The organism is Gemmatimonadota bacterium (assembly GCA_016720805.1).
GTDB lineage: Bacteria > Gemmatimonadota > Gemmatimonadetes > Gemmatimonadales > GWC2-71-9 > Palsa-1233.
Map to the genome: position 1 here is coordinate 22,916 of JADKJZ010000009.1, position 23,934 is coordinate 46,849.

Consider the following 23,934-nt stretch of genomic DNA (forward strand, 5'->3'; position numbering starts at 1 on the left):
GCAAGCGGCGCCGGACGAGCGAATTACCTTTGGGGAGAATCTCCCCGGACTGGAGCGCCATCTTATGCCCACGTGGGTCGGACCAACCGTCGCCCTGTCCCTGCTGGTGATCGCTCTCTGCTTCCTGGGGATCGCGCTGGCCGCCCTCTTTGCCCTGCGCGAAGGACTGGAACGCGGGCAATCACTCGCCAAGGAACTGGGCGAACTCCGTCGCGATCTGTCGCCACTCCTCCAGGCCTTCAGTCGGCTGGGGAAGGAAGGCGCCGACGTCCTCGACCTCGCCAAGGAAGAAGTGCGCGAGATCGTCTATACGACGCGCCGCTTCCGGAAGGATGTCGAGAAGGGGATGCAGCGGACCCAGCGCCGACTCGCCGACTTCGAGGCGGTGGTCGAAGTGGTGCAGGAAGAGGTCGAGGAGACGGCGCTCGACCTCACGACCGCGCTCCGCACGGTGCGCACCGGCACCGGGATGATCGGGCAGCTGCGACGGCTGGTCCTGCCGACGCGCCGGGGCCGCCGATGAAGTTCGCCGTGGCGTTCGCGCTGGTCGCGCTCGCCGCCCTGCTCTTCCCCGAGATGCTGCACGCCTGGACCCCGGGGACGCACATCGTCCTCGGCAAGCGGATCCTCGGTTCGCTCGAGCTGCTGCCGAGGGCGATCGCCGACCTGCTGCGCGCCTTCCCGTACGACTACCTCTATGGCAACATCGCGGCCGACACGACGATGGCGAAGAAGTTCGCCCCCGCCGATCGGCACTGCCATGCCTGGCATGTCGGGATGGAAGTGCGCGACCTGGCCGACTCCGATGCGCTCCGCGCCTTCGGCCTTGGTTACATGTCGCACCTCGCCGCCGACGTGGTGGCCCACAACCACTACGTCCCGCGCCAGCTGGTGATCACCAGCAGCACGCGGTCGATGGGGCACACCTACTGGGAGAGCCGGGCGGAGACGGTGCTGGGCGAGGCGGTGCCGAAGGCGGCGCGCGAACTGATCCGGCTCGACCACGGTTCCGCCGACCAGCACCTGGAGCGGATCCTCTCGCCGACGATCTTCTCGGTCGCGACCAACCGGAAGCTCTTCCGCGGCATGGTGCGGGTGGCGAACTCGAAGCCGTGGCAGTTCGGGATGCAGGTCGCCAGCGACCAGAGCCGCTGGGACCTCACCGAAGAGCTGGTGGGCGCCAACCTCGACCAGGCCACCGCCAACATCCGATCGGTGCTGCGCGACGAGGCGTCGGACGTGTTGCGGCTCGACCCGAATGGCGAGGGCGCCCTGCTCCGCAGCAAGGATGTGCGGCGTCAGGCGCTGGTGGGGCGCGGCCGTCGCGACCGCGAATGGCTGTCGGCGCTGGCCGACGCGCAGTTTGGATTGCCGGCGCTCGATGCCGGCAAGGTGGTGGTGGACCCGCCGCGGCTGAAGGACTAACTGCGGCGACTGAGCGCGGCGACTCCGGCGACCACGCGCGCGACTTCCTCGGACGTGGTATAGCAGGCGGCGCCGATCCGTACCATCCCCTCGACTTCCAATCCCAGACGACGCGCCACCGTGGTCGCGTAGAAGTCACCGTTCGACACGAAACAGCCGTGGTCCACCAGTCCGCGCGCGATCTCCTCGGACGACTTCCCGGCCACCGTGAAGGCGATCGTCGCGGTGCGCGGCGTCCCCGGCGGCGGGCCGAGGCGCTTCACGCCGGGGACCTCGCCCAACCCGTCCCACAACTGCTGGAAGAGATCGCGCTCACGGCGGTGCAGCAGGTCGTAGCTCCGCACCAACTGCGACCGGAGATTCCCCTCGCCGCCGCCGAGCGAGGCAATCCACTGCACCGCGGCCGCCGCCCCGACGATCCCTTCGTGGTTCTGCGTCCCGGTCTCGAAGCGCTCCGGTGCCGTGTCGGGCGCCGGCTCGAGCTTCGGCACGTCGATGGTGCTCAGCACCGGGTGCCGGCCCCACAACACGCCGACATGCGGCCCGTAGAACTTGTACGAGCTGCAGGCATAGAAGTCCGCGCCGATCGACTTCGGATCGGGAAGGTGGTGCGGCGAGTAGTGCACGCCATCGACGTAGACGAGCGCGCCGGCGTTCTTGGCGAGCTTGGTCGCGGCGGCGACATCCGAGATGGTGCCGAGGGCGTTCGACGCGGCGCCGATCGCGAGCAACCTGGTGCGCTCGGTGAGCAGCCCCGGCAGCAGGTCGAGCCGCAGTTGCCACGTCTCGACGTCGAGCGGCAACATCTTGAGCACGAGGCCGCGTTCCTTCGCGACGGCCTGCCACGGCGCGAGGTTGGCGTGGTGATCGAGCTCGGTGACGATGATCTCGTCACCCTCGTTCCAGCCACGCGCGAGGGCACGCGCCACGTGGAAGGTGATCGTCGTCATGTTGTTGCCAAAGACGACCTCGTTCTCCGCCCCGCCGAAGAAGGCGGCATAGGTCCGGCGCGCCTCGAGCAGCAACGCGTCCGTCTCCACCGACGTCGGATACGCCCAGTGGGTGTTGGCGTTGTGGTGCAGCAGGTAGTCGCGGATCGCGTCGGCGACCGGCAGCGGCACCTGCGTGCCGCCGGGGCCGTCGAAGTACGCGACCGGATGCCCCGCATGGGTGCGCTCAAGCGCCGGGAACTGTGCGCGGATCTGCTCGACCGTCAGCGCGGCGCTCATTCGGCGAGCTTCGCGGTGAGGATCGGCTGGATCCCCTTCGGGTCGGCCTTCCCTTGGCTGCGCTTCATGACTTGCCCCACGAAGAAGCCGATCAACTTGGCGTCGCCACCCTTGTAGCGCGCCACCTCCCCAGGGTGCGCCGCGATGACCTCGGCAACCCACCCCTCCAACGCGCCGGTGTCGCGAACCTGCACCAGCCCGAGACGGTCGGCGACGGCGCGTGGTGCGTCGTCGTTGCCGGCGAGTTCCGCGAAGATCCGCTTGGCGGCCTGCAGCGAGACGGTGCCGTCGGCCACGAGCAACACCAGCGCGGCGAGCCGCTCCGGCGCGATCGCGAAGTGGCCATGGTCGTTCCACCCCGACATCGCCTCGCCGAGGACCCAGTTCGAGGCAGTCTTGGGGTCGACGCCTGCCGCGACGGTCGCCTCAAAGTACGCTGATACTGCGGGCTCCTGAATGAGCGTGCGCGCATCGTATTCCGACAGCCCCAGCGCCTCCTGATAGCGCGCCTTCCGCGCCGCCGGCAACTCCGGGAGCGCGGCGCGCTGCGCCTCGATCCACGCCGGGGTCAGCACCAGCGGCGGCAGGTCGGGATCGGGGAAGTAGCGATAATCGTGGCTGTCTTCCTTCGTGCGGAGCGGCTTGACCTCGCCCGTGGCCGCATTGAAGGTCAGCGTCACCTGCGTCACCGCCTCGCCCCGTTCCAGCATGGCGATCTGCCGAACGCGCTCCGCCTCGAGCGCGCGTTCGACGTTCGCAAAGGAGTTCATGTTCTTCACTTCGGTCTTGGTGCCGAGCGGATCACCGGGGCGCCGGACCGAGAGGTTGGCGTCGACGCGGAGCGACCCCTTCTCCATCGAGCACTCGGAGACGCCGGCATAGATGAGCAGCTGGCGCACCGTGGTCAGGTAGGCGCGCGCCTCGCCGGGCGAGCGCATGTCCGGGCCGCTGACGATTTCCGCGAGCGGCGTGCCGGCACGGTTGAGGTCGACCGCCGTCTGCCCTGGAATGCGATCGTGCAGCGACTTCCCGGCATCCTCCTCTAGGTGGAGGCGCGTGATCGAGATCTCGATCGGTCCGCGTTCGGGCGATTCGATCATCACCGAGCCGTGCTCGGCCAGCGGCTTGTCGAACTGCGAGATCTGATAGCCCTTCGGCAGGTCGGGGTAGAAGTAGTTCTTCCGCGCGAAGACGCTGCGTTCACGAATGTGGCAGCCCAGCGCCAGCGCGCCGACGGTGCCGAGGCGCACCGCCTCGGCGTTCGGCACGGGGAGCGCGCCCGGCAGGCCGAGGCAGACCGGGCAGACGTTGGTGTTCGGCGCATCGCCGTAGCTCGTGGGGCAGCCGCAGAACATCTTCGAGCGAGTTGCAGGCTGCACGTGGATCTCCAGCCCGATCACGGTTTCCCAGGTCATCACCGTACCTCCGCCACCGCGTCGACGGTCCGTTCCAGGACCTCCGCGACGGCGAGCATCGTGGCCTCGTCGAAATTCCGTGCAATCAACTGGCCGCCGATCGGCAACCCCTGATCGCGGCCGATCGGCACCGACATCGCCGGGACGCCGGCAAGCGAGGCCGGCGCGACGAAGATGTCGGCCAGGTACATCTGCACCGGATCGGCCGTCTTCTCACCCGCCTTGAAGGCCGGCGTCGGCGTGGTCGGGGTGAAGAGGAGGTCGACGCCGTCGGCGAAGACGTTGGCGAAGTCGTCGGCGATCAGCTTCCGCACCGCCTGCGCGCGCACGTAGTACTGATCGGCATATCCGGCCGAGAGGACGAAGGTGCCGACGAGGATGCGGCGGCGCACCTCGGGGCCGAAGCCCTCGCCGCGCGTGGCGCGGTACAGGGCGCGCACGTCGCCACCGGCCCCCACGTGCCGCGGGCCGTAGCGGACGCCGTCGAAGCGCGCGAGGTTGGCCGCTGCTTCGGCGGGGTTGACGATGTAGTAGGTCGGCACTGCGTGCTTCGTGTGCGGAAGCGAGACCTCGCGCACCGTGGCGCCGAGGGCGCGCAGGGCCGCGATGGCTCGGTCGCACGCGGCACGGACGCCGGCATCGAGGTCGGCCGGGAAGTACTCTTTCGGCAAACCGATGACCACGCCGGTCAGGTCCGCGCGCGAGGCGGGCACGGCCATCGGCGGTTCCGCGAGCGTGGTGGCATCGCGCGGGTCGTCACCGGACATCGCCGAGAGGACGCGGGCGGCGTCGCTCACCGTCTTGCCGAACACCGAGATGCAATCGAGCGACGACCCGAAGGCCACCAGCCCGAAGCGGGAGACGCGCCCGTAAGTCGGCTTCACCCCGACGATTCCGCAGAAGGCGGCGGGTTGCCGCACCGATCCGCCGGTCTCGGAGCCGAGCGCCGCCGGCACCACGCCCGCGGCGACCAGCACCGCGGAGCCGCCGCTCGAGCCGCCCGGCACCCGGTCGTGATCGATCGGGTGCAGCACGCGGCCATATGCGGAATTTTCGGTGGACGAGCCCATCGCGAATTCATCGAGATTCGCCTTCGCGCCGACGAGCGCGCCCGCGGCGCGGAGTCGGGTGATGACGGTGGCCTCGTACGGCGAGGTGTATCCTGCGAGGATCTTCGAGGCGCAGGTGGTCGGTTCCTCGGTCGTGACGATGTTGTCCTTGATGGCGATCGCCATTCCCGACAGCGGCCCCGCGGGGACGGCGTCGAGCCGATCGGCCTCACGATCGAGCACATCCTGTGACCAGTGCAACGTCGCGTTGAGGTGCGCGGCCCCGGCGAGGCGACGGCCGGTCTCGGCGGCGAGGGTACGCGCACTCATTCCTCGGCCATCCCGCCGAGCTTCGGCACGACGAAGAAGCCATCGACAAACGCCGGGGCCATCGCCGCCGGGCCACGCACCATCGGGATCGGCGCCACGACGTCGTCGCGGAGCGTCAGCTGGGCCGGACCCACCGCCACCGTGCCGACGCCCTCGGGGAGCGACACCTCGGCAAGCTGGGCCACGAATTCGACGATCGCCTCGAGCTGCGTGGCCAGCAGCGGCAGATCTTCCTCTGCCACGGCCAGTTCGGCCAGTCGTGCCACATGGCGTACTTCCGACGCCCCGATTGTCATGCGCTCTCCCAGTCGCGCTCGAGGCCGGCAAAGGCGACGAGCAGTTGCTTGGTTCCAATTTCCGGATCGTCGAAGGCCACGGACACCTTCAGGTCCTTGCCGCCGCCGCTGAGCCCAAGGATGGCCCCGGCGCCGAAGCGGCGATGGCGTACTCGTTCGCCCTTCACGTAGCGCGGCGCGTCCTGATTGTCGCTCGCGGGCGGGGTATCGACCGGCGCTGGCTCGTCCCACACGGCGCTCTTCGGCGTCGCGACCTTGGCCGGCGTGGAGGTGCTGCGGCCCCACTTGGCGCCACTGCCCTGACTGCCGCCGCTCCGGCCGCCACCCCATCCGCCCGATCCCCAGGACGACTGGCCAAGACGGCCCCCGACGGCGAACGAGGTGCTCTTTTCCTCGAGCAGCTCCGGCGGCAGTTCCTTGAGGAAGCGTGAGGCCATCGCGGGCCGCAATTCCCCACCCCGCCGACGGGCACGTGCCCAGGTCATGAGCAGCGCATCGCGCGCCCGGGTGATGCCAACGTAGCAGAGTCGCCGCTCCTCATCGAGACCATCGGGCGACTCGAGGGCGCGCCCCGATGGGAAGAGGCCGTCTTCCATCCCCGCCAGCACGACCACCGGCCATTCCAGCCCCTTGGCGGTGTGGAGCGTCATCAGGGTGACGCCGTCCTCGCGACCCGCGGTGGTGTCCACCGCCGACATGAGCGCGGCCTCGGTCAGGAAGCGCTGCAACGGGGTGCCAGGCTCCTCCTCCTCGCTGATCACCTCGGACCACTCCGCCGCGCCGGCCACCATCGCGCGGACATTCTCCCAGCGATCGGCGCCCTCGAGGCCCTCCGCCATGAGGACCTTCTCATAGTCGAGGACGCGGATCAACTCTTCCATCACCAGGACCGGGGCCGACTCGCCGACGCGGTTGCGCACGTCGTTCACCTGCGCGGCGAAGGTCGTCAGTGCCTGCCGGAGGTTCGGGCGGAGCCCGTTGATCATCTCGGCGCGCTCCGCGGTGGCCAACATTGCCAGGTTCCACTGCCGCGCCTGCTCGGCCAGCATCACCAGCGACGAGTCGCCGATGCCACGCCGCGGCACGCCGACGGCCCGGAGGAAGGCCTCGTCGTCCGAGGGGTTCGCGATGAGCCGCAGGTAGGCGAGCAGGTCCTTCACCTCGCGGCGATCGTAGAACGAGATGGACCCGACAATCCGGTAGGGGACGCCGGCGCGACGCAGCGACTCCTCAAGTGCGCGCGACTGCGCGTTGGTGCGATAGAGGACGGCGCATTCGACGTAGAGCGCGCCGTCCTGCACGCGCTGCTTCAGCTCGCGCGCGATCCACTCCGCCTCGTCGCGTTCGTCGGCGGCGGCCAGCACCACGATCGACTCACCGCCCGGACGGACGGTGCGTAGCGTCTTGCCGAGCCGCGTCCGGTTGCGGGCGATGACGGCGTTGGCCGCATCGAGGATCGGCTTGGTCGAGCGGTAGTTCTCCTCGAGCTTGACCAGGACGGCGTCGCCGAAGTCGGACTGCAGCGACTGCATGTTGCGCACGTCGGCGCCGCGCCAGCCGTAGATGCTCTGGTCGTCGTCGCCCACGGCGAAGACATTCTGGTGCCCGCTGCCCAACAGCTTGATGAGTTCGTACTGCACCTTGTTGGTGTCCTGGAACTCGTCGACCAGCAGGAAGTCGAAGCGCTTCCGCCACCGCTCCAGCACGTCCGGATGCTCACGGAAGAGCGTCAGCGGATGAAGGATCAGGTCGTCGAAGTCCATCGCGTTGGCCAGCTTGAGCGCGCGCTGCAACGCCACGTAGACATCCGCGGCGACCTTGACGGCCGGGTCATGCGGCGCGCTGCGCTCGAGGTCCTGCGCCGTCTGCATGGCGTTCTTGGCGCCGGAGATGATGTTCTGGATCAGCTTCGGCGGGTAGAGCTTCACCGGATGGTTCCGCTCTTCCATCAACCGACGAATCAGGGAGATCTGGTCGTCCTGGTCGTAGATCGAGAAATCGCGCGAGAAGCCGAGCCGGTCACCCTCGCGGCGGAGCAGCCGCGCGGAGAGCGAGTGGAAGGTGCCGATCCAGAGGCCGGCCGGGTCGCGCTCGAGCAGGTCGCCGATGCGGTGCTTCATCTCGCCGGCGGCCTTGTTGGTGAAGGTCACCGCGAAGATGCGCTCCGGCGGCACGCCGTGCGATTCGATCAGCGACGCGATGCGGGCGGTGAGGACGCGCGTCTTCCCCGAGCCCGCGCCGGCCAGCACGAGAATCGGGCCGGTGACGTGCTCCGCGGCGCGACGCTGTGCCGGGTTCAGCCCGCGCAGCAGATCCTTGCCGTCGGTCATGTGATCGGGGCCGCGAGGGGAAAGCGCATCAGGAATGTCGTTCCATGTTCAGTCGGTTCCAGGGCGAGGACGCCGGCGTGGGCATCCTCGATGACGCGGCGCGCCAGGGCCAATCCGATGCCCCAGCCTCCCCGCTTGGTGGTGATGCCGGGCTCGAAAATCGTCCGACGCAGTTCGCGCGGGACGCCCGGGCCGTCGTCAATCACGCGCAGGATCGCGTCGGCGCCATCCACTTCGGCGGCGAGGGTGATCGAACCACCGCGGCCCTGCAGGGCGTCGATGGCATTCTTGACCATCGCCTCGAGCGCCCACTCCAGCAGGACCGCGTCACCGGCCACGACCGGCCCGGCACTCGGCGCCCGCACCGTCAGGGTGATCGCATTGCTGTGCTTCGGCAGGCGCGGCTGAAAATAGCCGGCTACCCGCTCGGAGAGCGCACCGAGTCCGACCGGGTCACGTCGCGCGGGATTGCCGATGCGCTCGAAGCGTTGCGCCACGCGTTGCAGCCGCTCGGCGTCGGCGTCGAGAAACTCGGCGATCTTCGCCGGCGGAAGACCGGCCCCGCGCAACTGCTCGATCCAGCCTTGCAGCGACGTCAGCGGCGTGCCCATCTGGTGTGCCGCCTCACGCGCCATCGCGACCCACAGGCGGTCCCGCTGGGCCGTGGTAGCATTGCGGTAGGCGACGACGGCCACGCCGACCATGACGACCAGCGTCAGCGCCTGCAGCAACCCGAGGGTCAACAGCATCCGCGTTGCGGGCATCGGGCCGAAGTGCAGCGCCCCGAAGCCCGGCGAGACGATCGGCGGATTGAGCGCATCGAGTTCGGCGGCGTAACTCCGCACGCGCGGGTCGTCGAGCGGCGCCTCGAAGGGGAGGTTCGCGGCGAAGAGCACGCGGCCGCTGCTGTCGGTCTGGATCAGTGGCAAGCCGAGATCGCGGACCCGACCGCCAAGGTCGAGCAGCGCGGCGGTCCCGCCATTCGGGTCGGGATCGTTCAGCCCCCGGAAGACCACGGAGTAGAGCTGCGAGGTGGATTGGGCCTCGCCGCGAAAGTGCCGCGCCACGAGGAAGGAAACGCCGAGCGAGAGGCCGGCGAGCACGGCGACGAGCAGCACGGCCACGCCCGGGGCGAGCCGACTGAGCCGCCCCTTACGCGCGCGGGACGAGACGGTCGGTCCCGACATAGGGGACCAGCGCGGCCGGGAGCACCACCGAGCCATCGGCCTGCTGGCCGTTTTCGAGGAGCGCGATGATCGTGCGCGGGAACGCGACGCCCGAGGCGTTCAGCGTATGCACGAACTCCGGCTTTGCGCCGGGCGCGGGGCGGAAGCGAATGTTGGCGCGACGGGCCTGGAAGTCCTCGAAGGTCGACGCACTCGACGCCTCGAGCCAGTTGTCGACGCCAGGCGCCCAGACCTCGAGGTCGAAGGTGCAGGCGGAGGCAAAGCCGGTGTCGCCCGCGGCGAGTGCGAGGACGCGGTACGGGATCTCGAGGCGTTGCAGGACCGCTTCGGCGTGGGCGGTGAGGAGGGCGTGCTCGCGCGCGCTGTCCTCCGGCTTCACCAGGCGCACCAACTCGACCTTGTCGAACTGGTGGACCCGGATCAGGCCGCGCGTGTCCTTGCCGTGCGCCCCCGCCTCGCGACGGAAGCACGGCGTATAGGCGGTCATGGCAATCGGCAGGTCCGCGGCGTCGAGAATTTCGTCGCGGTAGATGTTCGTCACCGGCACTTCGGCGGTCGGGATCAGGAAGAGATCATCCGCCGAAGCGTGGTAGAGATCTTCCTCGAACTTCGGCAACTGCGCGGTGCCGGTCAGCGACGCCCGATTCACCAGGTACGGCGGTTGCACTTCGAGGTAGCCATGCTCGCGCGTGTGGAGGTCGAGCATGAACGACGCGAGCCCACGCACCAGACGAGCGCCCATCCCGGTGAAGAGCGGAAAGCCCGAACCGGTGAGCTTGGTGCCACGCGGCAGGTCGAAGAGCCCGAGCGCGACGCCGAGGTCCCAGTGCGCCTTCGGGGCGAAGTCGAACTGCCGTGGCGTGCCCCACTGACGCACCACCTGGTTGGCCTCGGCCCCACCGCTCGGCACTTCGGCGAGCACCGTATTCGGGATGTTGAGGAGGTGGCCTTCGAGCAGCGCTTCGACGTCGCGCAGATCGGTCTCGAGGATGCGCACCGCCTCGCCGGACGCCTTGAGCGTCGCGAGCAATTCGTCGGCCGGCTCCTTGGCCCGCTTGCGTCGCGCGACTTCTTCGGTCTGGCTGTTGCGCTCGGCCTGGAGCCGCTCGACGCGCGTCACCACTTCGCGGCGCTTGGCATCGAGCGCGATCACGCGATCGAGCTGCTCGAGGGCGTCGCTATCGAGGCGACGCGCGAGGGAGGCCCGCACGCCGTCGGGGTCGTGTCGGAGACGGCGAAGATCGAGCATCAGCTCAGTTCCGCGAGAAGCCGGGCTCGAGGTTGCGGTAGCCACAGTTCACGTTGGCCAGCACCTTGAGATCGACCGTCTTGAGCAGATCGTTGAATGCGAGGACTTGGAGCTTGGCGTATTGGGGGACGCCAAGGTAGCAGGTGACGCGTGAGCGCCCGGCCACGACGTCGCCGACCGCGATCGGAATCGTGTCCGTCGAGAGCCAGCCACTCGTCGGCCCGGACTTCAGGTCATCGAACGCCGTGGTGACCTTCTGCAACCCTGGGTTGCTGCCGCCCCCGGTGCCGAGACCGAGCGCCGCGAGGGGAAGCAGGACCGGGCCCTTGCCGGGGATGATGTCGTAGGCAAAATCGAAGGCCGATGATTGGTCGGTTCGGATCGGGCTGCCCACGGTGATCGAGAAGGCCGCCGGAGTGGTCAGCGCGGCGCCGTTGATGGCTCCGAGCGAGACGGTGTCGACGATGTTCGCGGTGGCCGCATCGCCGAGCTGCGTGTCACTGCAGGCGACGGCGGCGACGAGCGCCAGAAGGAGCAGGGGACGAGGACTCATGGGAGAAGGTTAGACCGCTCGCGGGAGCGCGGCAACCCGCGATCATTGCTTGACTTCCGCGCCTCGGCGGCCCTAGCTTCGCGCCGTCCCTTCCCTTGCCGGAGCGCACCCGTGACGTCGCCCCTTCGATCGGTCCTGCAGGCCCTCGCCGAGCGTCCCGAAGTGGCCGGCGTGGTGGTGGTCAGCGACGAGGGCCTGGTGGTCGATTCGGTCCTCCCTGAAGGGGTGGATCGGGAGGCCGTTGCTGCGTTGGGTGCCACGGCGCTCCGCTCCCTGGTCGGGCTGAGCCACGCCGCCGGCGTCGGGATGCCGACGGAGGTGGTGGTGGACGCCGCCGGCGGGGCCCTCGTCCTGCGGCGCCTCACCGGCAGCACCGCTTCGCTGGTGGTCCTCGCGTCGGACCAGGGGGACCTCGGGACCCTGTTGTACGAATTGCGGCGCCACGGCCCCGCGCTCGCCTCCCTGGCCTGAGGTCGACCATGCAGTGGGCTGTCCTCCTTGCCGGCGGGTCCGGGACCCGATTCTGGCCGCTCTCCTCCCCTGCCCGCCCCAAGCAGCTGCTGCCGCTCGCCGGCGTGCGGTCCACGGCGGAGGAAGCGATTGACCGCCTGACCGGGTTCATCCCGCCCGAGCGGATCCTGGTGGTCACCGGGCGGTCCCTGGCGGCGGCGCTCCAGGCCACGCTTCCGGTCCCGATCGAGAACTACCTGATCGAGCCGCGGGCGGCGTCCACGGCCCCGGCGCTGGTCTGGGCGACGATCGAGGCCGAGCGGCGCGACCCGGGGGCCGAAGTGATCTCGATGCACGCCGACTGGACGATCCGCGACCCCGCCGCCTTCGTGGCGAGCGCCGCGACAGCGCTCGAGACGGCCGCGCGGCACTCCCGCCTGGTCACGGTTGGCGTGGTGCCCTCCCGGCCCGAGACCGGCTTCGGCTACATCGTGCCGGGGGCCCGACTCGACAGTGCGGCGCGGGCGGTCGACCGCTTCCAGGAGAAGCCCGACGCCGCGACAGCCCTCGACCTGATGGCCGACGGCGCCCTCTGGAACAGCGGCCTCTTCGCGTGGCGTGCCGCCGATCTGCGACGCGAAGTGATGTTGCACACCAACGAGATCGCCCCCTGGTTGCCCGCCCTCGACGCCGGTGATGTCGCCGGCTTCTTTGCGGGCGTGCGCGATGTCTCGATCGACGTCGGCGTCTTCGAGCGCTCCGCGGCGGTCGCGGTCGTGTCGGGCGACTTCGCCTGGGATGACATCGGCACCTGGGAGGCGATGGCCCGAGTCCGGCCGCGCGATCGCCAGGGGAACGTCGTCCATGGCCCCGTGACGCTCGTCGATTGCAGCGATTGCATTGTCTGGAACGATGGGCCGCCGATGGTCCTCTCGGGCGTGCGCGAGCTGGTGGTCGTGCACGCCAATCAGCGTACGCTGGTCCTCGACCGCGCACGTGCGCCACAACTCAAGCAAACCCTCGACGCCCTCCCTGCCGAGGTGCGTGACCTGGAGTGACATGACGCTGTATCTGCTCGATCCGATGCAACCCGGCGCCGCGTGGGCGCCCTACGCTGGTGCCCTTCCCCTTGGTGAACTCCGTGCCGGCGCGTGGCGCCTGCACGAACGGTGGCGCCGCGCCCTCGGCGGCCCGGTCGCCGGCCACATTGCGCCGCACGCTGCCGGCCCCCGCCCGACCGGGGCCATTCCGGTCGTCGCCGCAACCGCCGTGAGCGGCCCCGCGTGGGTCGTCGACAGCACGTTTGCGCCGAAGCTGCCGATGCGCGCCGTCGGTGGTGCGAAGCGGCTGCTCAGTGGCGGGCGCGCCGTCGCGTGGCGGCTCGACGCCGGCGAGCCGTGGAGCGGGCCACACAACGATGGCGACGGCATCGTCATCGAGGGAATGGCGCTTCGCGGAGCCTTCGACCTGATCACCGCGCTCGAGCAACTGCTGTTCAACGATCTCCTCGGCAGCCTTGACGGCACGAGCGACCCGATCCCCGACGGCGTCATCGTGTTCGGCAATCCGGGCGCCATCGCGTTGCGCGGCGCGACCCTGGAACCCGGCGTGATCCTGGATGCTCGCAAGGGGGCAATCATCCTCGAGCGTGGTGTCGAGGTCCGTGCCGGGACTCGCATCGAGGGACCGGCGCTCGTCGAGCACGACACCCTCATCGTCGGCGGTCAACTGCGCCATGTCAGCGTCGGCCCACACTGCCGCATCCATGGCGAGATCAGCACCACCGTCTTCCAGGGCTACGCGAACAAGAGCCACGACGGCTTCCTGGGGCACAGCGTGGTTGGTGAGTGGGTGAACCTCGGGGCCGGGACGATCACCTCGAACCTCAAGAACACCTACGGTCCGATCCGGCTCGACATCGGCGCGGAGCGCGTCGAAACCGGGCGCACGAATCTCGGCACCCTCTTCGGCGACCACGCCAAGACGGCGATCGGGACCCTGATGCCCACCGGCGCGGTCGTCGGCGGCGGGGCCAATCTCTTCGGGCCGCCGCGGGCGCCGAAGTGGGTGCCGGCCTTCGCGTGGGGCGGCGACAGCACCGAGCGCTTGACGGTCGACGCGTTCATTGCGACCGCGGGGCGGATCCTGCCCCGCCGTCAGGTCGCCGTCGATGCCGCGATGGAGGCGTCGCTCCGTGGGCTGCATGCGCGTCTCGCCCGCGACTGATCGGGCGGCGCCGTCCGGACCGTGAACGACCGGCCGCCGGTCGCCGAGCTGGTGGTCCTTGGCTCGGGCTCCAAGGGCAACGCCTTCGCGCTCGTCCACGACGGGGCCATCCTGCTGCTCGAGGCGGGCTACTCGCTGCGTGAGCTGGACCGGCGGCTTGCCGACGCCGGTCTCGACGCCTCGGCGCTTGTCGGCGTGGCCATTACGCACGAACATGGCGACCACGCCGCCAGTGCCACCAAGCTGGCGCGTCGCCACGACATCCCGCTGCTCGCCTCCTTCGGCACCTTCCACGCGCTCGCGCGTGGTGGCGACCCGTGCCATTACCTCCCCATCGGATCGCGCGGCGTCGCGACCGTCGGGCCGTTCACCGTGGCCGCGTGCCCCACATCGCACGATGCCGCGGAACCGGTCGCGCTCGCGGTGACGCTGCCTGACGGCACCTCGCTCGGCATGGCCACCGACCTCGGTCGGCCAACGCAGGCGGTGCGGCTCTTTCTCCGGGAGCGGCATTGCCTGGTGCTCGAGTCGAATCACGACGAGGCGTTGCTGCGGACCAGCGGCTATCCCGCCGTGGTGCAGGACCGCATCGCGGGGCCCAGTGGGCATCTCGGCAATCACGACGCTGCGCAGCTGCTCATCGAACTGCACCACGACGAACTGCACACGGTGGTCCTGGCCCACCTGAGCCAGCGCTGCAACAATCCCGAGACGGCGCGCGGAAGCGTCGAACCCCGCCTGCGAGAGGCGGGGTTCGTCGGTGAGCTGTGGCTGGCGGAGCAGGACGGGCCGATGGCGCCGGTCGGCGTGCACGGCCCGGTGCAGCGCACCCTCTTCCGCTAGCGCCTCACCCTTCGGACAGCAGCTGGGCGCGCAACGCGGCCAGCGCCTCGGGTGACTCCGTCGATGCCGGGAACTTCAGCGGCATGGCTTCGAGCGTGCGAATCAGCACCTCGGAGATCAGCAGCCGTGCATTCTTCTTGCCATCCGCGGGGATTGCATACCAGGGCGCGTCGTCGGTGGAGGTCGCCGCGAGCGTCTCGCCGTACGCCTTCTGGTAGGCATCCCAGTATCCGCGCTCGCGCACGTCCCCCGCCGAGAACTTCCACTGCTTCTCAGGGTCGTCGATGCGCTCGAGGAAGCGCGAGCGCTGTTCCTCCTTCGAGAGGTGCAGGAAGAATTTCACGATCCGGGTGCCGTTCCGCGCGAGATGCTGCTCGAAGTGGCGGATCGAGCGGAACCGCTCCTCCCAGATGTCGTCGGACGAGCGGATCTTTTCGGGGAGCGGCTGACGATCGAGGATGTCGCGATGGACGCGCACCACCAGCGTCTCCTCATAGTACGACCGATTGAAGAGGCCGATCCGTCCGCGCTCGGGGAGGCAGCGCACGGCGCGCCAGAGGAAGTCGTGGTCGAGTTCCTCGACCGACGGCGCCTTGAACGAGAAGACCTGGCACCCCTGCGGATTGACGCCGCTCATCACGTGCTTGATGGCACCGTCCTTCCCGGCGGCATCCATCGCCTGGAAGATCACCAGCAGCGCGTGGCGATCGTCGGCGTAGAGGAGGTTCTGCAGGTGCCGGAGCCGCTTGGTGCGCTCCTCCAGGAGGTCCTGATAGTCGTCCTTGTCCTTGTAGACGTCGGGGACCTTCGTCGGCAGGGTTGCGAGGTCGACGGCATGATCGGGACGGACGCGAAAGGCATCGACGTCGAAGAGGCGGTCACGCTTCGGCATGCAGCACCATGCTCACGGCGTTGACCGGCGCGAGGGCCTGCTCGATCACCAATCGAATGCCGTAGCGTGTTCCGCGCGGCAACGCGACGATCCGCTTGTGCCCGATGGTGGTCCCCCGCGCGATCGGGCTCCAGCTCCCATCGCCCGCCAACCCCTCGATCCGCCACGCGGCGACGTGCTGACCGTGCTGGATCGGTTCCTGGAGGGTGGCCCAGCCGACGCTGCGAGGTGTCGGCAGCATGTACTCGAGACGGCCGGTCGTGCCGCTCGCCTCGCCGCTGCGCCTCTCGCTGGCCACCGCGAGCGACGCCCCGAAGCGCGCATCAAGCGCCCGCCGCATCCCTGCGAGCCGCGCAACGTCCGTCTCGTGGAGCAACCCATCCCGCGTCGGGGGGACGTTGAGCAGCAGCTTGGAATTGCGGCCGACGGAACTGACGTAGATGTCGACGAGGTTGTCGACACTCCGCACCTTGGCATCATCGGCGGGATGGTAGAACCACCCCGGGCGGATCGAGGTGTCGGTCTCGCCAGGGCGCCAGACGCTGCCGTTGGGGTCGCCCTGCTGGAGCATCCGTGTCACGCCTTCGCCACTGACACCCGGCGCGGAGACGACACGCGGGTCCACCATCGACCAGTTGGTCTCCCCCGCCGTGCCCGCCTCGTTGCCGATCCAGCGGATGTCCGGGCCAGCGTCCGAGAAGATCACCGCCTGCGGTTGGAGCCGCTTCACCTCGGCCCAGTACCGCGGCCAATCGTAGATCTGCTTCTTGCCATTCGGTCCCTCGCCGTTGGCGCCGTCGAACCAGACTTCATCCACCCGACCGTAGCGCGTCAGCAGTTCGCGCAGCTGGGTGAGGTAGAAGTCGTGATAGCCGTCCGAGCCGTACACGGCGGCATTGCGGTCCCACGGCGAGAGGTAGAGGCCGAGGCGCAGTCCGTCGGCGCGGCAGGCGTCGGCCACTTCGCGCACGACATCGCCCGTGCCGCCGCGGAACGGCGACGACTTGACCGAGTGCGCGGTCGTGGCGGTCGGCCAGAGGCAGAAGCCGTCGTGATGCTTGGCCGTGAGGATCACCATCTTGAAGCCGGCAGCCTTCGCGGCCCGCGTCCACTGCCTTGCATCGAGGGCGGTCGGATTGAAGATCGTCGGCGATTCGGTTCCCTCTCCCCACTCCCGATCGGTAAAGGTGTTCACGCCGAAGTGCGCAAAGAGTGCCAGCTCATCGCGATGCCACTGCAGCTGATCGGCGCTCGGCACCGGGCGAGTGGTGCGCGCCGGCCAACGGAGATGCCGTGCGGCGAGCGCCGAGGCACCCACGGCAAGGAAGTCGCGACGAGGGAGGAGGAACGAAGAGGACATCGGCGATCCGCGAGAGAGGGAGATCGTTGAAGGTAGCGCCAGCCGCGAGGTGGCGGGAAGGCGGGGACCGCACCACCTTTGGGGACTGCCCCACCACTTCCCGCGGAGTCGTTCATGATGGCTCGTCTCACGCCTCGCCTTGCGGCGGTGCTGCTCCTCGTTCCCGCCCTGCTCCCGGCCCAGTCCGCGGGCCGCGCCTTCACCCCGGCGGACTGGTACCGCGTCACCCAGGTGAGTGCCCCGGCTCGTTCGCCGGATGGCAAGTCGGTGGCCTTCACGGTCACCACCGTCAACGAGGCGGGCAACAAGCGCCACAGCGAAGTCTGGCTGCAGTCGGTCGCGGGCGGCCCGTCTCGCCGACTCACCTCGTCCGGGTACGAGAGCAGCGGCCCGCGATGGTCGGACGACGGCAAGACGCTGTACTTCACCTCGACGCGGCCTGGTGGCCGTGGCACGAACTGGGCGCTGCGCGTCGATGAGGTGGGTGAGGCCTTTCAGCCGACCGCGACGCCGCCCGCAGCGGCCCCTGCCGGGAGTCAGCCGACGGACAAGCGATTCCGCATCACCTCGGGCGACAGTGCGAGCGGTGGCGCAGGTGGCGGGCGGGGTGGCGGTGGACGTGGTGGCGGCGGCTTCCCGGGCGGCGCACCAGGCACCGCGCCAGCCACTGGCCCGTATGCGGCGATGCCACCGTTGGCGCGCCCCTCGGCCTCGGCCATTACCGCCCCGGTCGATCCGGCGCGCTTCGACGGCATGCATTTCACCGACAGTCGCTACAAGGCGAACGGCAACGGCTTCGTGGCCAGCACGGGCCGCGCCGGCGCGGGGGGTCCCGGTGGAGCAGCAGCCGACACTGGTGCAGCGGCACGTGCGCGCCCGGCGGCGCAGCTCTTCCTGCAGCGGGCAGGCGGCGAGCGGATCACGCTGACGAGCGCGGCGTACTCACACCGCAATCCGGTGGTCTCGCCGAACGGCGAGTGGATCGTCTTCTCGGCCGATGCCAAGCTGCGGGCCGACTCGATGGTGACGCGCGAGCGCGACTCGTTGGCGAAGCTGCCATTCTCGCGGAAGCGTGACGAGGCAGACCGCGATGGCACCGACCTCTTCATGCTCCCGGTGGCCGCCTGTGAGGCGCACACCGCGGCGTGTGTCCCGACGAGGATCGAGTACTTCGGCGAGGAGACTGGGGCCGTCTGGTCCCCGGACTCGAAGCAGCTTGCCTTCACCGGGCGCCGCGGCCGCTATCAGAGCCAGCGACTGTTTGTGTTGGCGGCTGGCACCACCAAGCCGGTCGACGTCCTCGGCGGCTGGCGGTACGAACCCGGCAACTTCACCTGGTGGGGCGACGGCACGATCCGGATGGCGACGGACGTCGGTGGCAGCAGCGGCCTCTATGCGGTGAATCCGGCCACCGAAGGAGATCCGCACCATCGTTGGTGGGCGTCGACGCGTGTCGAACATCCAGTACGACTCCGCCCGCACCACCCTGACGTACATCAGCACCGATCACACGCACCCGACGGAGCTCTACACCTCGGACATCGAGGGCCGGAACGAGCGCAAGCTCACGACCTTCAACGACGCCCTCAACACGGAGGTGGCCTGGTCCGACGCGGAGTTCTTCACGTACCGGTCGGTCGACAACCTCGAGATCGAGGCGTGGCTGATGAAGCCGTACGGCTACCAGCCCGGCAAGAAGTATCCGGTGGTGATGTACATCCACGGCGGCCCGCACTCGGCGTACGGCGACGGCTGGTTCGACGAGTTCCAGAACCTGGCCGGGGCGGGGATGTTCGTGCTCTTCACCAATCCGCGCGGCTCGTCGGGCCAACACCGCCTTCACCAACGCCTCACGCGGTGACTGGGGTGGCAAGGACTACCTGGACCTGATGAAGGCGGTGGATATCGTCTCGATCCGCCCCGATGTCGACTCGACGCGGATGGGCGTCAGTGGCGGGTCCTACGGCGGCTTCATGACGGCGTGGATCACCACCAAGACCACCCGCTTCAAGGCCGCCGAGGCCGATCGGATGATCAGCGACTGGAACGCGTGGTGGGGCACCACCGACGTGCAGTCGCTGACCAACGACGAGTTCTTCGGCAAGCCGTGGGAGAATCAGGTGATGTACGACACGCTGTCACCGATTCGCTTCGTCAAGCGGGTGAAGACGCCGACGCTGATCGTGCAGTCGGAAGAGGATCACCGGACGCCGATGGCGACGGCCGACATGTGGTACATGGCGCTGAAGACGCTCAACGTGCCGGCCGAGTTTGTCCGCTATCCGCGTTCCAACCACGACCTCTCGCGCACTGGCGAGCCGTGGCTGCTGGTCGACCGCCTCGGGCGGATCCGGCAGTGGTTCGGCCACTGGCTGGCCGAGGGTGGTCCGCCGGCGGCGGCGCCCAAGGCGGCCGCACCCTGATGCGCGACGGGGCGCCACGCATCGTGCGTGGCGCCCCGTTGGGCATGCGGCCTCGAGCGTCTCAGCTACCGGCGTCCGGGTCGCCCGGGACCTTCACCCCGATGGCTCGCGGCGTAGCCGGACCGACCTTCTTGAGGGTGACTGCCTTGGTCAGGTCGCCTCCCGAGAGGGTGATCGCGGTGGCGGACTGCTTGAGCTTGTAGATCTCCCACTCCCCACCCAGCGCAATCCAGATCTTGCCGTCCTTCACCCGCCAGCGGACCGTCTCCTTCCCCCAACTCGCGCTGGAATCGGCACGGATGATCACTTCGCGGGGGCCGTTCTTCACATCCGTTCCGGCGTCCACGCGCCAGGTCCCGGTGATGTCCGGGGCGGCCTTCTGGGCTGCCAGGGAAGCGGGGACCAGCGTGAGGGCGGCAATCGTGGCGAAACGGATCAGCACGGTCAGACTCCTGAATGGCGAGTGGTTCGGCGACACTGAATGATACTCTGGGGCCCCGGGTGGCACCGGAATGCACCGGCCGCGCTAGCTTTCAGACGGTTTTCGATTCTCCCCTCACACACCGACACCACCATGCCACTCCCCGTCCTGTCCCGGCGCTGGCTCCTTGCCGTCGTCCTGCTGCTCCCGACCGGCCCCCTTCCGGCACAGGGTCTCGCCGCCGCCCGGAAGTCGATGACCCCGGCCGATTATGGTCGGTTCGAGACCTTCGGTGGCGATGCCCTCGCCCCGGATGGGGTGTGGTACGCCTACCGCTTGACGAAGTCCGACGCCGACGGTGAGCTCCACTTTCGCCGAACCGACCGCGACGATGCGGACCGCATCGTGCCGCTCGGGGATCTCGCCGACCTTCAGTCGCGACAGCAAGTACCTGGCGTGGACCGTCGAGACTTCGATCAAGGAACGTGAGAAGCTCACCCGGGAGAAGAAGCCGATCCGGAGCGGGCTGACGGTGGCGACGTTGGCGTCTGGCGCACAGCGGTCGTACGAGGCGGTCCGGCTCTCCACCTTCTCCCCGAACGCCCGGTTCATCGCGATGCTCGGCTACGCACCGACGGAGATCAAGGGAAAAGGCGCCACGCTTCGGGTCGTCGAACTCGCCACCGGGACGGAGATGTCGTTCCAGGACGTTGGCGAGTATCGCTGGAGCGACGAAGGGAGCTTGCTCGCGATGACCATCACCACCGGAACGCCGACCGCAAACGGCGTGCAGCTGTACGATCCGGCCACCGGCCGCGTTCGCGCGCTGGAGAGCTCCGCGTCGAGCTATCGAGTGCTCACTTTCCGCAAGGGATCCTCGGACCTGGTCTTCTTCCGATCCGTGGCGCCGGCGGGAACTGAGACGCCCGGCGAGTCGGTGATCGTGTGGCGCGCGCTCGCCGGCACGCCGACGCGATTCGTGCTCGACAGCAACAACGCGGCGCTCGGCAGCGCCTTCGACGTCGTCGACCAGACGGCGCCACGGTGGTCGCTGGACGGTCAGCGCGTCGTCGTCAGCACTCGGCCGCGCCCGGCGAAAGCCGACTCGACGACCAAGAGCGGCAGTTCAACGGACTCGGCGTCGACGGTCCAGATCTGGCACACCTCGGACGTGCAACTCTTTCCTGCGCAACAGAACCGCCTGGCGGCTGACGCCAGGCGTGGGCTGCCCGCCGTGTGGCAGCTGTCGACGGGGACCCTCACCCGGGTGGGCCTCGATCCGGTGGACACGCCGACGCTCTTGGAAGGGTGGCGACACGCGGTCGAGAAGCCGACGGCCAAATACGCGTGGGGAACGATGTTCGGTCGGCGCTACGTCGACGTGGTCCTCACCGACCTCGCCACGGGGCAGCGGACCACCGCCCTGGAAAAGGTGCGCTACAGCTACGAGAGCGGCGAGGGTCGCTACCTGCTCTGGTATGACGGCAAGGACTACTGGACCTACGAGATTGCGTCGGGCAAGCGCACCAATATCACCGCCGGACTCGCCACCTCGTTCGTGAACAGTGGCTCGGACTCGCCCACCGACGTGACCCCGCCGTACGGGGTGGGCGGCTGGCTCACGGGGGATCGCGCGGTCCTGTTGTACGACCAGTACGACGTCTGGCGTGTCGCACCCGACGGCAGCAGTCGCGTTCGGCTCACCAACGGCCGCGACGACCGGATCATCCACCGCGTGCAGCGACTCGAGTTCGATGCCCCGACCCTCGATGCGACCAAGCCGCTCTACGTCACGCTGCTCGGCGAACGCGACAAGCGCATGGGATGGGCGCGTCTCACCCCCGGCGGCGAGGTGCGGCGACTGATCTATCTCGACAAGAGCCTCCGCCAATTCCGGAAGGCCGACAGCAGCGCCACCTTCATCTATCGCGCGGAAGATCGCGCGGATTCGCCCGACGTCTTCGTGACCGGGGCGGAGTTCACGGCGCCGCGCCAGATCACCCGCACGAACAGCTTCCTGGGCGAATATGCCTGGACCCGCGAGGAGCTGCTCTCGTTCACCAGCGAGGGCGGCCGCCCGCTGCAGGGAATCCTGCTCTACCCCGCCAACTATGACGCATCGAAGAAGTATCCGATGATCGTCTACACCTACGAGCGGCTCTCCGACGAGCTGCACAGCTGGGTCGCGCCGAGTGAGCGCTCGTACTACAACCAGACGGCATGGACGCTCGAGGGCTACTTCGTTCTGATGCCGGACATTGTCTTCACCGCGCGCGAGCCGGGCATCAGCACGATCCAGTCCGTGCGCGCTGCCGTGAAGGTGGTGACCGATCGGGGCCTCGTCGATCCGAAGCGTGTCGGTCAGGTTGGCCATTCGTGGGGCGGCTACGAGGCGGCGTATCTCGGGACGCACGGCGGCGACTTCCTGGCCACGACGATTGCGGGAGCGAGCATCACCGACCTGGTGTCATTCATGGGCCAGATGCACTGGGCCAGCGGGACGGCGGAGTCGGACCACTCGGAGACCGGGCAGGCGCGAATGGAAGTGCCGTATTGGGAGGATCGCGCCGCCCACCAGCGGAACTCGGCACTGGAGCGGGTCGACCAGATGACCATTCCCATGCTGATGGCGCATGGCAACAAGGACGGGACGGTGGAGTTCTTCCAGGCGACGGAGTTCTTCAACTTTGCCCGCCGGGCCGGGAAGCAGGTGGTGTTGCTGGTGTACGACGGCGAGGACCACGGCTTCTCGAAGAAGGCCAACCAGATTGACTACCAACGCCGCATCCTCGAGTGGTTCGGCCACTGGCTGAAGGGGGACCCCGCCCCGGCCTGGATCACCGCAGGCATCAAGGCGGTCGACACCCCCGCCGAGATCAAGCGGGTCGCGGAGAAGCGTGGCACTCCATAGGCGCGGCGGGGTACCGGTGCAGGCGGCGGCTTAACACGCGGGGGGAGAATCCGTCTCCCCCCATTGCCTAATCGGTCTCCCACACTACAATACCGACCACCTATGGACATCTTCGTTTCTCGCCAGCCGCTTTTCGACCGGCAGCGCCACGTCGTAGCCTACGACCTGCACTACCGCACGGGCCGTCTTCAGGCGGTTGGCGGGAATCCCGACGACATTGCTCGGAAAATGGTGAACAACACCATGCTCGGCTTCGGGCTCGACACCCTCATCGGGGGACTCCGGGATCTTCCCAGGGTCGCGGCAGTTCCTGGTGGAGGACCAGTACCAGGTCCTCCCCCCCAAGCAGACGATTGTCATGCTCCCCCGGAGCGTGCCGGGCGATCCCGACGTCGTCGAGGCGTGCCTGCGGGCCATTGCTGCCGGCTACCAACTGGCCCTGGCGGCGTTCGACCCCGCCAATGGCCACGAGCGGCTCCTCCCCCACATGCGCTACGTGAAGGCCTCGTGGCTGGCCACGCCGGTCGAGCAACGTCAGTCGTTGCTGGCACATGCCGGGCATCACAATCTCCAGGTCGTCATGGAGCATGTCGGGGACTACGCCGCCTTCGGCGCCGCGACGACCGAGGGCGCCCATCTCTTTCAGGGCTCCTTCTTCTGCGAGCCGGAGTTGCTGGCCGAGAAGGACATCGCCGTCTCGGGGATCCGCATGGCGCAGCTGGTGGCGGAGGTGAACCGCCCCGAGCTCGATGTCGATGAACTCGAGAAGTTGATCAAGAGCGAGGTCGCGCTGTCGTTGAAGTTGCTCCGTTACCTGAACAGCGCGGGGCTGGGTTGGCGTCACGAAGTCACGACGATTGGGCAGGCCCTCCGCGTGCTGGGCCAGCGGCCGACGCGCAAGTGGGCCTCGCTCGTGGCGATGACGATGGCGGGCGACCACAAGCCGAAGGAGCTGATGCAGACGTCGCTGCTTCGGGGTCAGCTGTGCGAGGAGATTGGCGCGATGGTGCTCGGCGACTCACGTCGGCCGGAGTTGTTCCTCGTGGGCCTGCTGTCCACCCTCGATGCGCTGCTCGACCGTCCGATGCCGATCCTGCTCGAGCAGATGAAGCTCGGCAAGGAACTCACGGCAACGCTGCTCGGCGATCCGACGCCGCTCCGGGCGTGCCTTGAGCTGACCATCGCCTACGATCAGGGCGACTGGAACAACGTCGACACGCTGTGCGCCCAGCTCGGCCTCGACGCGACGATTCTTCCCGTGGCGTACCACCGCACCGTCTCGTGGGTCGGCGAGGTCATGCAGGCGGCATAGCCGCGCGGGCGCGTCGCAGCCATGCACGAATCA

22 protein-coding genes are annotated in these 23,934 nt (G+C 68.7%); 11 read left to right on the forward strand and 11 right to left on the reverse strand.

What is annotated here, in order from left to right; all coding sequences use genetic code 11:
- Nucleotides 1–64 precede the first annotated feature (64 nt).
- The gene (locus tag IPP98_08605) at nucleotides 65–523 is read left to right on the forward strand and encodes a hypothetical protein (GenBank protein ID MBL0179168.1); all 459 of its coding nucleotides are present in this window, start codon (nucleotides 65–67) and stop codon (nucleotides 521–523) included.
- The gene (locus IPP98_08610; GenBank protein ID MBL0179169.1) at nucleotides 520–1,425 is read left to right on the forward strand and encodes a zinc dependent phospholipase C family protein; all 906 of its coding nucleotides are present in this window, start codon (nucleotides 520–522) and stop codon (nucleotides 1,423–1,425) included. The genes IPP98_08605 and IPP98_08610 overlap by 4 nt, the downstream gene beginning before the upstream one ends.
- Here IPP98_08610 and IPP98_08615 read toward each other — a convergent pair.
- From IPP98_08615 to IPP98_08650, 8 genes are read right to left on the reverse strand one after another with little or no spacing between them, the layout of a single operon-like run.
- The gene (locus tag IPP98_08615) at nucleotides 1,422–2,654 is read right to left on the reverse strand and encodes a cysteine desulfurase-like protein (protein MBL0179170.1); all 1,233 of its coding nucleotides are present in this window, start codon (nucleotides 2,652–2,654) and stop codon (nucleotides 1,422–1,424) included. The two genes, IPP98_08610 and IPP98_08615, sit on opposite strands and share 4 nt — an antisense overlap.
- Complete coding sequence (gene gatB / locus IPP98_08620) at nucleotides 2,651–4,069, reverse strand: Asp-tRNA(Asn)/Glu-tRNA(Gln) amidotransferase subunit GatB (protein MBL0179171.1); 1,419 nt, start codon at nucleotides 4,067–4,069, stop codon at nucleotides 2,651–2,653. Before gatB ends, IPP98_08615 begins: the two co-directional genes overlap by 4 nt.
- Nucleotides 4,069–5,448 (reverse strand): Asp-tRNA(Asn)/Glu-tRNA(Gln) amidotransferase subunit GatA, encoded by a 1,380-nt coding sequence (gene gatA / locus IPP98_08625; GenBank protein ID MBL0179172.1) that lies wholly within the window; start codon nucleotides 5,446–5,448, stop codon nucleotides 4,069–4,071. Before gatA ends, gatB begins: the two co-directional genes overlap by 1 nt.
- Complete coding sequence (locus IPP98_08630; GenBank protein ID MBL0179173.1) at nucleotides 5,445–5,744, reverse strand: aspartyl/glutamyl-tRNA amidotransferase subunit C; 300 nt, start codon at nucleotides 5,742–5,744, stop codon at nucleotides 5,445–5,447. The genes gatA and IPP98_08630 overlap by 4 nt, the downstream gene beginning before the upstream one ends.
- A complete protein-coding gene (locus IPP98_08635) occupies nucleotides 5,741–8,074 on the reverse strand; it encodes a UvrD-helicase domain-containing protein (protein MBL0179174.1) in 2,334 nt (777 codons plus the stop codon). The genes IPP98_08630 and IPP98_08635 overlap by 4 nt, the downstream gene beginning before the upstream one ends.
- Nucleotides 8,071–9,261, reverse strand: a complete 1,191-nt coding sequence (locus IPP98_08640; GenBank protein MBL0179175.1) for a HAMP domain-containing histidine kinase — start codon at nucleotides 9,259–9,261, stop codon at nucleotides 8,071–8,073. Before IPP98_08640 ends, IPP98_08635 begins: the two co-directional genes overlap by 4 nt.
- Nucleotides 9,227–10,510 (reverse strand): serine--tRNA ligase, encoded by a 1,284-nt coding sequence (gene serS, locus IPP98_08645; GenBank protein MBL0179176.1) that lies wholly within the window; start codon nucleotides 10,508–10,510, stop codon nucleotides 9,227–9,229. Before serS ends, IPP98_08640 begins: the two co-directional genes overlap by 35 nt.
- Before the next feature lie 4 nt (nucleotides 10,511–10,514).
- The gene (locus tag IPP98_08650; GenBank protein MBL0179177.1) at nucleotides 10,515–11,063 is read right to left on the reverse strand and encodes a hypothetical protein; all 549 of its coding nucleotides are present in this window, start codon (nucleotides 11,061–11,063) and stop codon (nucleotides 10,515–10,517) included.
- 111 nt (nucleotides 11,064–11,174) lie between these two features.
- Between IPP98_08650 and IPP98_08655 the strand changes: the two genes are divergently transcribed.
- Genes IPP98_08655 through IPP98_08670 form a run of 4 tightly spaced genes read left to right on the forward strand, consistent with a single transcriptional unit; the run spans nucleotide 11,175 to nucleotide 14,582 of the window.
- On the forward strand, nucleotides 11,175–11,534 hold the full coding sequence (locus IPP98_08655) for a roadblock/LC7 domain-containing protein (GenBank protein ID MBL0179178.1): 360 nt from the start codon (nucleotides 11,175–11,177) through the stop codon (nucleotides 11,532–11,534).
- A gap of 8 nt (nucleotides 11,535–11,542) precedes the next feature.
- Nucleotides 11,543–12,571, forward strand: coding sequence for a mannose-1-phosphate guanylyltransferase (locus tag IPP98_08660; GenBank protein MBL0179179.1), 1,029 nt, complete (start codon nucleotides 11,543–11,545; stop codon nucleotides 12,569–12,571).
- Between the two features lies 1 nt (nucleotide 12,572).
- Nucleotides 12,573–13,739, forward strand: a complete 1,167-nt coding sequence (locus IPP98_08665) for a hypothetical protein (GenBank protein ID MBL0179180.1) — start codon at nucleotides 12,573–12,575, stop codon at nucleotides 13,737–13,739.
- A 21-nt stretch (nucleotides 13,740–13,760) separates the two neighbouring features.
- Nucleotides 13,761–14,582, forward strand: a complete 822-nt coding sequence (locus tag IPP98_08670) for an MBL fold metallo-hydrolase (protein ID MBL0179181.1) — start codon at nucleotides 13,761–13,763, stop codon at nucleotides 14,580–14,582.
- A 4-nt stretch (nucleotides 14,583–14,586) separates the two neighbouring features.
- Here IPP98_08670 and IPP98_08675 read toward each other — a convergent pair whose 3' ends face one another.
- Together IPP98_08675 and IPP98_08680 are read right to left on the reverse strand one after the other, a co-directional pair.
- On the reverse strand, nucleotides 14,587–15,474 hold the full coding sequence (locus IPP98_08675; GenBank protein ID MBL0179182.1) for a polyphosphate kinase 2 family protein: 888 nt from the start codon (nucleotides 15,472–15,474) through the stop codon (nucleotides 14,587–14,589).
- The gene (locus IPP98_08680; GenBank protein ID MBL0179183.1) at nucleotides 15,461–16,834 is read right to left on the reverse strand and encodes an alpha-L-fucosidase; all 1,374 of its coding nucleotides are present in this window, start codon (nucleotides 16,832–16,834) and stop codon (nucleotides 15,461–15,463) included. Before IPP98_08680 ends, IPP98_08675 begins: the two co-directional genes overlap by 14 nt.
- A gap of 114 nt (nucleotides 16,835–16,948) precedes the next feature.
- Here IPP98_08680 and IPP98_08685 point away from each other — a divergent pair, with 114 nt between their 5' ends.
- Both IPP98_08685 and IPP98_08690 read left to right on the forward strand, forming a co-directional pair.
- The gene (locus tag IPP98_08685; GenBank protein ID MBL0179184.1) at nucleotides 16,949–18,724 is read left to right on the forward strand and encodes a PD40 domain-containing protein; all 1,776 of its coding nucleotides are present in this window, start codon (nucleotides 16,949–16,951) and stop codon (nucleotides 18,722–18,724) included.
- A complete protein-coding gene (locus IPP98_08690; protein MBL0179185.1) occupies nucleotides 18,643–19,257 on the forward strand; it encodes a S9 family peptidase in 615 nt (204 codons plus the stop codon). The genes IPP98_08685 and IPP98_08690 overlap by 82 nt, the downstream gene beginning before the upstream one ends.
- Before the next feature lie 61 nt (nucleotides 19,258–19,318).
- Here the strand turns inward: IPP98_08690 and IPP98_08695 are convergent, their stop codons facing one another.
- Nucleotides 19,319–19,699 (reverse strand): hypothetical protein, encoded by a 381-nt coding sequence (locus tag IPP98_08695; GenBank protein MBL0179186.1) that lies wholly within the window; start codon nucleotides 19,697–19,699, stop codon nucleotides 19,319–19,321.
- A 132-nt stretch (nucleotides 19,700–19,831) separates the two neighbouring features.
- Between IPP98_08695 and IPP98_08700 the strand changes: the two genes are divergently transcribed.
- From IPP98_08700 to IPP98_08710, 3 genes are all read left to right on the forward strand, one after another.
- Nucleotides 19,832–20,167, forward strand: a complete 336-nt coding sequence (locus IPP98_08700) for a hypothetical protein (protein MBL0179187.1) — start codon at nucleotides 19,832–19,834, stop codon at nucleotides 20,165–20,167.
- Nucleotides 20,070–22,589 (forward strand): S9 family peptidase, encoded by a 2,520-nt coding sequence (locus IPP98_08705; protein ID MBL0179188.1) that lies wholly within the window; start codon nucleotides 20,070–20,072, stop codon nucleotides 22,587–22,589. Before IPP98_08700 ends, IPP98_08705 begins: the two co-directional genes overlap by 98 nt.
- A gap of 358 nt (nucleotides 22,590–22,947) precedes the next feature.
- Nucleotides 22,948–23,901: an HDOD domain-containing protein gene (locus IPP98_08710; GenBank protein MBL0179189.1), complete on the forward strand. Its 954-nt coding sequence runs from the start codon at nucleotides 22,948–22,950 to the stop codon at nucleotides 23,899–23,901.
- Nucleotides 23,902–23,934 lie beyond the last annotated feature (33 nt).